Below are 202 nucleotides of genomic sequence, written 5' to 3'. Positions count from 1 at the left end.
TATTGATAGGCATTTTTTATAGGTACCATTAAGAGGGCGGCAGCTGCAATCAAACCAGGAATGGCAAAGGCGATAAAGTTTAATGGAATTGGTAAAGAAATTGATAGTAGGAATCCTCCTAAAAGGGGCCCGAGCATACCACCGGTCCTGCCGACTCCTGAAGCCATCCCTAATGCTGTAGATCTGATTGATGGAGGATAGT

1 pseudogene is annotated in these 202 nt (G+C 44.6%); it reads right to left on the bottom strand.

Features of this window, described 5'->3' with window-relative positions:
• Window positions 1–202: pseudogene (locus V7659_RS03960) on the bottom strand (aromatic acid/H+ symport family MFS transporter); the annotation flags it as partial.

Source organism: Neobacillus drentensis (assembly GCF_036966985.1).
Lineage (GTDB): Bacteria > Bacillota > Bacilli > Bacillales > Cytobacillaceae > Neobacillus > Neobacillus drentensis_E.
Note: the sequence above shows the minus strand (reverse complement) of the source record. Positions and strands in the feature narration are given on the sequence as shown.